Source organism: Streptomyces sp. NPDC060198 (genome assembly GCF_042728415.1).
Classification (GTDB): Bacteria; Actinomycetota; Actinomycetes; order Streptomycetales; family Streptomycetaceae; genus Streptomyces.
Window position 1 is genome coordinate 1 of the sequence record NZ_JBHWZJ010000259.1, and the last position, 10,061, is coordinate 10,061.

Below are 10,061 nucleotides of genomic sequence, written 5' to 3' on the forward strand. Positions count from 1 at the left end.
GAGACAGGTGTCCGTGTACCTCCCGGCCGCTCGTGTTCCGGGGTGCCGTCCGGGCGTCTGTCCGGGCCCGGGTCAGACCGCCAGCAGCCGGTCGGTGAGGTCGCGGTAGTGCTGGAGCACGATCCGCAGCTGCTCGGTCCGCTCGCCGTTCCGTGCGCCCGGGCCGTCCGGGTTCTCCTCGGTGCGCAGCGCGGTGCTCCGCTCGGTGAGCGCCTTGACCAGGTTCTCGGTCACGGCGTCCAGAGTGGCACCGGCCTCCCGGACCGCACGCTGCGGGTCCTCGACGAAGTCGCTGACCGCGTCCCGCATCCGTCGTTCCAGCTCGTCGTGGTCGGCACCCGCGAGCAGGGCCCCGTCGCGGCCGTTCGCGCCGGACGCGGCGTGGCCGGCGGTCTCGCGGCGCGTGCTGGTGGCGTCCGTCTTCGCGCCGGGGGTGCCGGGCGAGCCGGTGCGGTCCGTGCCCGTCTTCGCGCCGAGGGACCCGGTGCGGTCCGCGCCGGTGGCCTCCGTACGGTTGCCGCGGGCGGTGTGCTCCACGTTCGCCGCGTTGCTCGTACTCGTGCGGTCCACTCGCTCCGAACCGTCCGTACGCTCGGCGTGGTCCGTCGTGCCACCGCTGCCGGGGCGGTGGGCGCGGCTCCCGTCGGCAGGCGTGGTCTCCACCCCCGCCGCCTTCGTCCTGGGGTCGCGTACGGGCTCGGGGCCCGCCGCGCGCTCCGGAACGGGTGCGGTCCGGGTCCGGTCGGAGGCCTCGGAAGTCACCCCCGAGCGCGCCTTGTCGTCCGTGGAGACCGTCTCGTCCGTGCGGCGGGCGTCTGCCGCCCCGTCGACCCGTTCACCGTTCGTAGAAGATCCGTAAGTCATGACGTCACACTTCCCTTCGCGTCGTGCTGCTTGTCCATGTCCGTCCGGCCCCGCTCGACCTGCTGCCCGGTCGGGTTGTCGAGCATCGCGTCGAAGAGGGCACGGGCCCCGACGAGGTCCTTGCGCAGTTCCTCGGTGCCCCCCGAACCGTCGCGTGCCCCGTGCACCCGGCGGTAAGCGTCGACGTGCGCGCCGTGGTGGACCGACAGCGCCTCAGCGCGGTCCTCGGCACTGCCCGCCTCCGGGAAACCACGGTCCCGGGAAAGCTCGTCGAGGAGGTCACCGGCCTCGGCGACCGCGTCCTCGGGAGCGTCGACGAACCGCTCCTGCACCCGGGTCCAACGCGCGGTGTACCGCTCCCGCGCCTCCGCCGACAGCGGCTGCGCGCTGATCGAGCCGTGCCGCTTCACCCGCTCCCCGAGCTCCTGCTCGGCAAGCTTGGTGTCGCCCTGGTGGCGGGCGAGTACCCGGTCGTACTCGGGGCCGAAGCGGCGCTTCAGCCCGCCTGTGCCGGTCGCCCGGCCGCGCTGGAGGAAGTAACCGGCGATCGCCACGACGACGAGCACACCAACGATGATCAGTACGGTCGTCATGAGCGCGTCTCCCGCCGTTCGCTGTCCGGTACGCAGTTCTCTCGCACGGTCGTCAACTCCCTCCGATCCGGGCTCCGGCCGGTTGGTCCGGCCGAGCGGGGTGCGTGACGTCGTGTACCCCCGACCGGCGGTTCGAGACAGTGCCGTTCGCACAGAGGTGCTGGGTATCGTGGAAGGGCCGCGACCGGAGTACGGAAGAAGAGGTGTGCCGTGACCGAACGCAAGCCCCCTGGTGTCAGTTTCGACTCGTGGGTGGACCGGCAGATCCACGAGGCCGAGCAGCGCGGTGACTTCGCCTCCCTGCCCGGCTTCGGCAAGCCGCTCCCCGGACTGGGGCGTACCTACGACGAGGACTGGTGGATCAAGGAGAAGATGCAGCGCGAAGGTCTCTCGGTCCTCCCGCCCGCCCTCGCTCTGCGCAAGGAGGTGGAGGACGTCCGCCGTGCGATCGCCGAAGCGGTTTCCGAACGCCGGGTGCGGGAACTGATCGGGGCGGTCAACGAGAAGATCGACGAGGCCGTGCGGATGCCTCCGCCCGGCCCACCGCTCAACCTCGGGTGCCTCGACGTCGAGAAGACGGTCGGCGAATGGCGCGCGGCGCGCTCCGGCCGCGCCGGTCAGGACGCGTCCGGCCACTCGTGACCTCCGGCGCGGCCGGCGGGACGCCCGGGTGAGCATCGACGCGGCCCGCGGCCGGGCCGCGTGGCTGCGGCGGATCCACGCACGCTGTCGCCCGAGCGCCCCGTGACCGTTTGCTTCCACCGCCGTTGATCAACGGCGGCCGCCTCCGCCCCCACAGTGTCTGAGGGGCGCGCGTCCGCCTGCCGTCCTGTGTGCGGGAGGACGTTCGCAGTCCGGCGAAGGCCGGTGGGCGGAGAGCGGGAGCGTACGACCGGAGTACCGAGTGGTCAGCGCCCGAAGTCCTTCGGCGGCTGACCACTCGGTCAGGACGGTGAAGCGGGCATGTGTCAGCCCAGCGTGTACTCCAGAACGTAGGAGTGGCTGCCGTGCTCGGACTGGTCGATCTCGAAGGTACCCGTGATCCCCGCGGAACCTGTTCCCTGGGCCACGCGGATCACGAGGTGCTCACCGTGGCTCGGGCACCGACCGGCCCACGACGCCCGGTCAGGCGGCCGGATCCGCACCCTCCTCCGCGAGGCTGATCGCCGCCCGCCGCATCAGAGCGCGCCGCAACCCGCGAGCCTCGTCCCGCGTGCGCGCGGCGCCACGCACCGCCTGTCGCAAGGTGCGCTCCGACTCCTCCAGGGACCGCTGGAGCCTGGCAGCCTCCTGCCGGACGACAGCGCTGCCGTCCCTGACGGGACCGTTGGACCGGACGAAGTCGGCCAGCGCACTCCGCTTCCGGTACTCCGACATCTGAAGAGCCACGAGAGCATCCGGCACCTGGGGCATCATCCGATCGTCACCACCCGTGCCCAGGCGGGCGGCGTGTCGGGAACGTAGTCGGGATCGTCCTCGCCGTGGCACGCCGGGCGGGAGCGGGGGAAGAGCCCCACCACCGTCCGGCAGGGCGGCCTCGTACTCGGCCAGGGCGTCTGTCCGTCGGTCAGGGCCACGACCACGTCCGGCCGTGGACGCGCGCGGAGGGCGCGGGTGAATCCGGAACGCAGATCGGTCCCGCCGCCCCCGGTCAGAGCGATCCCCTCCGCCGCGCAGAGGGCGACCGCCAGATGCGCGGAGGCGTCGCAGGACACCACCTGGACGAGATCGCGGCGGCCACCGACGGCGAGGACGATCCCGGCCACCTCGCGGAGCGCCGCGCCGAGTTCGGCGTCGCTGACGGAACCGGACGTGTCGATGACCACCGACACCCGGGGCGGTCTGCGCCGGAGACTCGGCAGCAGCGCCCCGGGAACGGCTCCGGAGCGCCGGGAGGGACGGCCGTAGCTGTAGTCGTCGCCCGCACCGGAACCGGAGGTGGCCGAGCGGACGGCCGCGCCCAGCAGCCTTCGCCACGGCTGGGGCGGCTGGAACGCCTCCCGCGCCCACCGCTTCCAGCCGGCCGGGGCGCTCCCAGGACTCCCGACGATGCCCTGTGCCATCCGGAACCGGACCGCGTCCCGCTCCTGCGGGCTGAGGCCGTCCGCCCCGTCCGGACCGAGGTCCCACTCCCGGTCCAGCCCGTCGGCGCCGCTGCCGCAGTCGAGCCACGCGTACAGTTCCGTATGCCTTCCGAGCTGGAACCGCCGCAGGTAGTCCTCCATGAGCTGCCCGGAGCCGAGCCTGAGGTCGGACGGCCGGACGGCGCCCCGGGGGAAGACGAGGCCGTCGCCGAACGCGTCGTCGTTGATCTCGCAGTCCGCGGCGATGTTCATCCGCAGCCGCTCACCCGGGCCGGTCAGCCCGTGCTCCCGCGCGAACCGGTCGCCGCGCCCGTGATGGTCGCGCAGAAGGTGCGAGACCTCGTGCACCCACACCGCGGCGAGTTCCTCCACGGGTGTCCGGTCGACGAACGAGGGCGACACGTAGCACCGCCAGTGCTGGTCGACGGCCATCGTGGGGACCCGAACCGACTCCACGGGGCACAGGGCGAACAGCGCGGTGGCCAGATACGGACGGGCGCGCACCGCCTGCAGGCGGGCGGCGAAGAGCTTGTCGCGGTCGAGTGCCGCACGGGCGACAGGAGGCGGAGCGAGGCGGGCGGGCCCACCCGGAACGGCGTGCGCGGGCCCACCCGGAACGAGGCGGGCGGGCTCACCCGGAACGGAGTGCGCGGGCCCACTCGGAGGGGTCCCGCCGTGAACCCCCGGACGGCTCATCGTCCCGCTCCTTCGGTCGCCGCGGCGGCGCCGGTACGGGCAGCGGCGCGGTCCGCCCGCCGGGACAGTGCCACCACGCCCGCGAGACGGTCGATCGACTCCGGTACGTCCCAGTCCTCACGGCGCAGCGTGGCGAGGGTGGTGGCCGGGACGACCACCAGGTCCGGGGCTCCCGTCTCCGACGCCCGTACCAGCAGCGCCCACGCGGCGTCCCAGCGGCTCCGCTCGGGGCGGTTGCGTACCGCGGCCACCACTCCGTCGAGGACGGCCTGCCGCAGGTCGCCGCGTTCGGGAAGGACGGCGCCGGCCGGGTCGGCGAGCAGCGTCTCGGGGTCGGGGAGGTCCATCCGGTCGAGGCTCGCGAGCAGTTCCAGCCCAGGACCGTCCCCCACGGTCCCTCTGACCAGCATCGACAGGACGTCCCGGGAGGATCCGGCGGCGCTCGCGAAGGCGATCAGGCGCAGAGCCGCCTCCCAGCTCCGGGGCGAGGGCCAGGCGCCGCCCCGGCGGCTCTCGTCGGAGGGAATCCGGTGGACGAGCGCCGGGCGGGTGGACAGCAGGCCACAGACCGCGCGGCGGGCGAAGTCCACGGACTGCGCCAGCCGTTCCGGGGCGAGCGTCGGCATGACGGCCCGGGGCCAGATGCCGCCGAGTCCGCGCACCACGACCTCGTGGTCGTGGACCCACTGGAGGTGGACGAACCGGTTGGCGAGCGGCGGGCTCAGCTCCCATCCGTCGGCGGCCGAGGCGCGCGGGTTGGCGGCGGCCACGATCCTCACTCCGGACGGCAGTCGCAGCGATCCGACCCGCCGTTCGAGTACCAAGCGGAGGAGGGCGGCCTGTACGGCGGGGGGCGCGGTGGACAGCTCGTCCAGGAACAGCAGCCCCCGGCCGGCCCGGACCAGCCGCACCGCCCAGTCCGGCGGAGCCATCGGGATGCCCTGCGTGGCCGGATCGTCCCCGACGATCGGCAGTCCGGAGAAGTCGGAGGGTTCGTGCACGCTGGCGATGACCGTGGTCAGCGGCAGATCCAGGGCTTCGGAGAGCTGGGCCAGCGCGGCTGTCTTGCCGATGCCGGGCTCTCCCCACAGTAGTACCGGCAGGTCGGCGGCGACGGCCAAGGTCAGGGCCTCCAGTTGGATGTCGGGACGCGGCTCGGTGGTGGTGGCGCGCAGCAGGACCGTCAGGGCGTCGGCCACGTCCAGCTGGGAGGGAGGGAACGGGTCGGCGGGGGTGCGAGTCGCCGCGAGCGGGGTGGTTGAGGGCATGGGTGGTCACCTTGGGGGTCGTGGGCGGAACGCGTGGGTGGCGGGGAGGGGCTGCCCCGTCCGGGAGCGGTTGCTGACGGTGAGGGGCGCAGCCCCGTTCGGACCGGCCGGGGGCCCGGCTCGGTCCCGGGCAGGCTCGGTTCGAGGCCGGCCCCGGGCCGGAAGGAGGAGCGGACCTGCCGTCAGCGGGTGGCGTGACGGGGGTGCGCGCGGACGTCGCGGGTACGGCGACGAGCCGGCGGGATACCGCCGGAGCCGGTCCGGTCGGGGCGGGCCCCGTTCGGGCCGGGCCCCGGTCCGGTCAGTCCCGCCCTGAACAGCCCGTAGGCGACGCGGCGTTCGGCCGCCGCCTCCAGTTCGTCCCGCAGGGGTCCGTCGCGCAGCACGGCCCGAGGGCCGAGCAGCCCCTCGACGACGTCCAGCGCACCGCAGACGTCGCCGTGCCGCAGCCGTTCCCGGACCCCGTCGAGGCAGTCCGGACGGCGGTGGGCCTCATGGACCGCCCGCAGACAGGGAAGGGGCGTGCCGGACAGCGCGGCCAGCAACTCCTCCCTGCGTACCTCGGCGGGATCGTGGTCCAGGGGCGTCAGTACACCGTCGACCAGGCCGATCCGGTGCCGGGCACCCCGGCAGTCCACCAGGTGCGGATCGCGCCAAGGCTCCGGTGCGGGAGCGGGAGTGAAGGCGGCCGGCGGCCGGTCCGGCAGCAGCGCCGGGCCGACCAGCGGGTGAAGCCGGTCGGCGGTGATCGCGCCGACCCGGAGCAGCTCCAGGTCGGGCGGCACCCAGGTCGCCGCGTCGGGCAGCACCGGCAGCGCGGAGAGCCCACCGCCCGGGGGCGGGGAGGCGATCCGGAAGGCGGGCAGCCCTTCGGGGAACTCCCCGGCCCCGGAAGGCTCCAGCAGCAGCCGTCGCCGGGAGCCCAGTCGTACGGTGACCGGTCCGACAGGCAACTCGTCAGCCCTCAACAGCAGTTCGGCCTCGGCCGACCATCGGTCGTCAGCAAGCCCGACGCCCTCCGCAAGCCCGATGCCCTCCGGAAGCCCGATGCCCTCCGACGAGGCCCCGGAGCGCTCCGGCCCCCCATTCCGGCCGGCACCGGAGCGTGTCCGTAGTTCACCGGTCCTGCGTGCGTCCCACAGGTGGCGGTGCAGGTCGAGCCGGAAACGCCGGTTCGGTCGGGGGTGCGGATGGTGGAGCGTTCCGGTGGCTGCGGAGACGTCGTCGCCCCAGAGCAGAAGGCTCATCCGTTGGCCCGCGTCCGCCCAGGCGGGCGGCGTGCGGACCACCAGGTGCAGGGGGCGGGACCTGTCGTGCCCGGGTACGGGGTACCGGGCCAGAGTGAGCGTCAGCCCCGGGCGCAACAGCCCGTCCGGTGCGATCCTGGGCATGTGCCACCGCAGCAGATCCGGGGCCAGTCGGCGCAGATCGGTCCGTACCAAGGCCGTGAGTTCCCGGCCGTGGGTACGCGCCAGCCGGCGCAGATCGAGATCGACATCGATACCCGCGGCGGCGCACGCGCCCGCCCAGTCGCCCACGTGCCGGCGGGCGGTCGCTTTTTCGATCATGGAGGGCGGCACGGCGAACTCTCGCACGCGCGGCCAGAAGGAGAGCCGGGAGTCTCCGTACGCGATTCGAGTGAGCATCAGCACTCACCTTGCGCGGACGGGTCCCCCAATCTGAGAAGGGAGTGTGCAGTCATGGCGGGGATCCTAACTCCCCTTCTTTCGGGGGCGCCAGAGGTTTTCCGATCATGATGCCGGGCCTCCGCCTCGTCCGGCGGCGAGGGACAGGGGAAAGGCCGTACGGTCCCTGAGCGACAATGGGCGTCATGGACGCGCGGAGCACCGACCCCGGTGCGGTACTCATCAGGCGGGCCGTCGCCAAGGACGCCAAGCGGCTGACCCGCCTGGTCAGGACGTCGCGGGCGTACGAGGGCCACTGGGCGCCCATGGTCGAGGGGTACCGCGTCGGGCCCGACTACATCGAGGCCCACCGGGTCTTCGTCGCGGTCGCCGGAGCGGGAACCGGTCCCGGTACCGGAACCCCCGTGCTGGGCTTCTACTCCCTGGTGCTCGACACGGGCGAGCCGCACGGCCCCGCGGCCACCGGTGAACTGGACCTCATGTTCGTCGCCGACGCCGCCCAGGGGCGCGGGATCGGCCGCCGCCTCATCGACCACCTGCGCGAGGAGGCCTCCCGGGCCGGCCTGGACGCCGTCCGGGTGGTCTCCCACCCGCCGGCCGAGGGCTTCTACCGCAGTGTCGGCGCCGAACGCACCGGTACCGTTCCCGCGACCCCGCCGTACGTGATGTGGGACCGGCCCGAACTGATGCTCCCCATCGCCTGAGCGGCGCCCGCCCGGGACAGCGAGTCCGGGGGACACGAAGCGTCGAACGGCCCGGTGGCCCGACCTTGTCACCGTGCCGCAGCCGGTCCGCGTCCGCCGCACGGGCTGGGAGCCACTCCTCCCACGTGTGACGACCCGGTCCGTGACATCCACCGGGGGAGGGGGACGTGCTCGCGGCTTACCGTGGTGCGGCACTGGGGGCCCTCGCCGCCGCGGCAGTGCTCAGGTCGTCAGGCGGTCCAGGAGCGCGGGATGATCTGCCAGGGCCGATCTCACCATGGCTCGGGCATGGGACCTGAAGAAGTCGAGGTCGGCTGACCGCCAGTCGATGCCGCCCAGGGGTGGCTGCGGGTCGTACTCGATGAGGAGCTGGACCGTGCGGGCGGTCTGCTCGCCCGCGAGGCGGCCGACCAGGTGGAGGGCCATGTCGATACCGGCCGACACCCCGGCGGCGGTGAGCACGGGGCCGGCCTCGACCCAGCGTTCGGTGACGGGCGTCGCGCCGAATTTGGCCAGCAGGTCGCGGAATCCCCAGTGAGTGGTGGCCCGACGACCGTCGAGCAGGCCGGCGGCACCCAGGATCAGGGAGCCGGTGCACACCGAGCCGACGACCTCAGCCGTCCGCGCGGCCCGGCGGATCCAACTCAGCAGAGGCTCGTCGGCCAGCGCGGCGAGGGCCGGCTCGGTCCCGCCGGGCACGATCAGCGCGAAGGGCTCGGGGACCTGGTCGAACGTGTGGCTCGGCGTCAGTTTCAGCGGGGTGTCGGTGTCCCGGGCGGCGAGGTCCTGGCCGACGACGGCCACGTCGTACGACGGGTCGATCCGGGCCAGCGCCGACAGCACCTGGAGCGGTCCGACCAGGTCGAGCGGAGTGATGCCGGGATAGAGCACGAAGGCGAGCGTCTTGGTCATGTCGTCACCTTCGGCCCGTGGTCACGGGAGCGCCAAGGGAGGACAGCGAGCAGGTCAGAATTCTTGGGCTACCGGTCATTCCGACATAGGGTCCCGGTCGTGGAGGAACGAGTGGTGGTTCTCGTCGGATACGAAGAGGCCGAGTTGCTGGACATCGCTTGCGTGACGACAAGCTTGACCACCGCCAACCGGCTCGGAGCCCGCCCCGCCTACGACGTGAGCGTGGCCACCCCGGGAGGCCGTGCGATCACCTGCGACTCGGGCCTGACGTTGCGGGGCCGGCGATCCCTCGAGCGGCTGCGGGGGCCGCTGGACACACTGATCGTCTCGGGAGGGTTCGGCCACGAGGCCGCGGCTGACAACCCGCGGATCGTCGGCCATGTCCGGCGTCTGGCCAAGGAGAGCCGCAGAGTGGCCTCGGTCTGCACGGGAGCGACCGTTCTGGCCGCCGCTGGTCTGCTCAACGGCAGACGCGCCACGACCCACTGGCGGTACGCCGAGCAGTTGGCCTGCGCCTACCCGGAGGTCACCGTGGATCCCGCGCCCCTGTTCGTTCGCGACGGAAGCGTGTCCACGGCGGCGGGCGTCACCAGTGCCCTGGACCTCACCCTGGCCTTCATCGAGGAGGACCACGGCGCGGAGTTGGCGCGCTCAGTGGCCCGCGGCCTGGTCACCTATCTGCAACGGCCGGGCAACCAGGCACAGATGAGCATGTTCACAGCGGCCCCAGCACTCACGAACAGCCTGGTCAGGCGAGTCGTCGATCACATCGCCGGCCACTTGGCCGGCGATCTGACCGCAACCGCACTGGCAGCCGAGGCGGGGGTGAGCGAACGCCATCTGACCCGCCTGTTCATCGAACACCTTGGAAAGGCGCCAGGCCGATTCGTCCGCGACGCACGCACCGAAGCCGCCGCTCACCTCCTGGCTTCCACCTCCATGCCCGTGGCGGGCGTGGCCGCACGATGCGGCTTCAGAACCGCTGAGACACTCCGCCAGGCATTCGTCAGCCGTTACGGGACACCGCCTTCGCGTTACCGAGCAACGCAAAGCGCACCAACTGCCTGACCCGGGCCGCGTGCGACAGCCGCATGTCCGGTTCACCGCATCACCGAGACCTCGGCGGTCGTGGTTCAGGACCCGGGCGGGGCGGTGGCGGTACGGCTGAGGGGCTGCAGAGAATCACGCTGCTGATGGTGGGACTTGACACCGTGGTTCAGTGTTTCGAGCATCCGCACGTTGTTCTCCCGCGGGCCCCTGGCCAGGTGGATTCCCGGTCGCGCCGTCGGCGGGC

General features: G+C 72.9%; 10 protein-coding genes. 3 read left to right on the top strand and 7 right to left on the bottom strand.

Annotation, left to right across the window (positions count from 1 at the left end):
- Window positions 1-72: 72 nt before the first annotated feature.
- Both ACFWEP_RS25395 and ACFWEP_RS25400 read right to left on the bottom strand, forming a co-directional pair.
- Entirely contained in the window at window positions 73-864 is a 792-nt protein-coding gene (locus ACFWEP_RS25395; protein WP_387373177.1) for a hypothetical protein, read from the bottom strand.
- Window positions 861-1,457, bottom strand: coding sequence for a hypothetical protein (locus tag ACFWEP_RS25400; protein ID WP_387373179.1), 597 nt, complete (start codon window positions 1,455-1,457; stop codon window positions 861-863). Before ACFWEP_RS25400 ends, ACFWEP_RS25395 begins: the two co-directional genes overlap by 4 nt.
- A 210-nt stretch (window positions 1,458-1,667) precedes the next feature.
- On the opposite strand from ACFWEP_RS25400, the gene ACFWEP_RS25405 reads away from it, so the two are divergent.
- Window positions 1,668-2,099 carry a DUF1992 domain-containing protein gene (locus ACFWEP_RS25405; protein WP_387373181.1) on the top strand — a complete coding sequence of 144 codons (432 nt, stop codon included), beginning with the start codon at window positions 1,668-1,670 and terminating at the stop codon, window positions 2,097-2,099.
- Window positions 2,100-2,582: 483 nt separating this feature from the next.
- Here ACFWEP_RS25405 and ACFWEP_RS25410 read toward each other — a convergent pair whose 3' ends face one another.
- The 4 genes from ACFWEP_RS25410 to ACFWEP_RS25425 form a co-directional block, all read right to left on the bottom strand.
- On the bottom strand, window positions 2,583-2,861 hold the full coding sequence (locus tag ACFWEP_RS25410) for a hypothetical protein (RefSeq protein ID WP_387373183.1): 279 nt from the start codon (window positions 2,859-2,861) through the stop codon (window positions 2,583-2,585).
- 8 nt (window positions 2,862-2,869) lie between these two features.
- Window positions 2,870-4,237 (bottom strand): VWA-like domain-containing protein, encoded by a 1,368-nt coding sequence (locus tag ACFWEP_RS25415; protein WP_387373185.1) that lies wholly within the window; start codon window positions 4,235-4,237, stop codon window positions 2,870-2,872.
- A complete protein-coding gene (locus ACFWEP_RS25420) occupies window positions 4,234-5,505 on the bottom strand; it encodes an AAA family ATPase (RefSeq protein WP_387373187.1) in 1,272 nt (423 codons plus the stop codon). Before ACFWEP_RS25420 ends, ACFWEP_RS25415 begins: the two co-directional genes overlap by 4 nt.
- 182 nt (window positions 5,506-5,687) lie before the next feature.
- Window positions 5,688-7,151, bottom strand: coding sequence for a hypothetical protein (locus ACFWEP_RS25425; RefSeq protein ID WP_387373189.1), 1,464 nt, complete (start codon window positions 7,149-7,151; stop codon window positions 5,688-5,690).
- A 185-nt stretch (window positions 7,152-7,336) separates the two neighbouring features.
- Here ACFWEP_RS25425 and ACFWEP_RS25430 point away from each other — a divergent pair, with 185 nt between their 5' ends.
- Entirely contained in the window at window positions 7,337-7,855 is a 519-nt protein-coding gene (locus tag ACFWEP_RS25430; protein WP_387373191.1) for a GNAT family N-acetyltransferase, read from the top strand.
- Between the two features lie 222 nt (window positions 7,856-8,077).
- On the opposite strand, the gene ACFWEP_RS25435 is transcribed toward ACFWEP_RS25430, so the two are convergent.
- Window positions 8,078-8,767 carry a DJ-1/PfpI family protein gene (locus ACFWEP_RS25435; protein WP_387373192.1) on the bottom strand — a complete coding sequence of 230 codons (690 nt, stop codon included), beginning with the start codon at window positions 8,765-8,767 and terminating at the stop codon, window positions 8,078-8,080.
- 99 nt (window positions 8,768-8,866) lie between these two features.
- Here ACFWEP_RS25435 and ACFWEP_RS25440 point away from each other — a divergent pair, with 99 nt between their 5' ends.
- On the top strand, window positions 8,867-9,835 hold the full coding sequence (locus ACFWEP_RS25440) for a GlxA family transcriptional regulator (RefSeq protein WP_387373194.1): 969 nt from the start codon (window positions 8,867-8,869) through the stop codon (window positions 9,833-9,835).
- The last annotated feature ends 226 nt before the right edge of the window (window positions 9,836-10,061 follow it).

What these genes read in the sequence shown, in the direction of transcription:
- ACFWEP_RS25395 (WP_387373177.1), bottom strand. Translation starts at nt 864, where the DNA reads ATGACTTACGGATCTTCTACGAACGGTGAACGGGTCGACGGGGCGGCA.
- ACFWEP_RS25400 (WP_387373179.1), bottom strand. Translation starts at nt 1,457, where the DNA reads ATGACGACCGTACTGATCATCGTTGGTGTGCTCGTCGTCGTGGCGATC.
- ACFWEP_RS25415 (WP_387373185.1), bottom strand. Translation starts at nt 4,237, where the DNA reads ATGAGCCGTCCGGGGGTTCACGGCGGGACCCCTCCGAGTGGGCCCGCG.
- ACFWEP_RS25420 (WP_387373187.1), bottom strand. Translation starts at nt 5,505, where the DNA reads ATGCCCTCAACCACCCCGCTCGCGGCGACTCGCACCCCCGCCGACCCG.
- ACFWEP_RS25425 (WP_387373189.1), bottom strand. Translation starts at nt 7,151, where the DNA reads ATGCTCACTCGAATCGCGTACGGAGACTCCCGGCTCTCCTTCTGGCCG.
- ACFWEP_RS25430 (WP_387373191.1), top strand. Translation starts at nt 7,337, where the DNA reads ATGGACGCGCGGAGCACCGACCCCGGTGCGGTACTCATCAGGCGGGCC.
- ACFWEP_RS25435 (WP_387373192.1), bottom strand. Translation starts at nt 8,767, where the DNA reads ATGACCAAGACGCTCGCCTTCGTGCTCTATCCCGGCATCACTCCGCTC.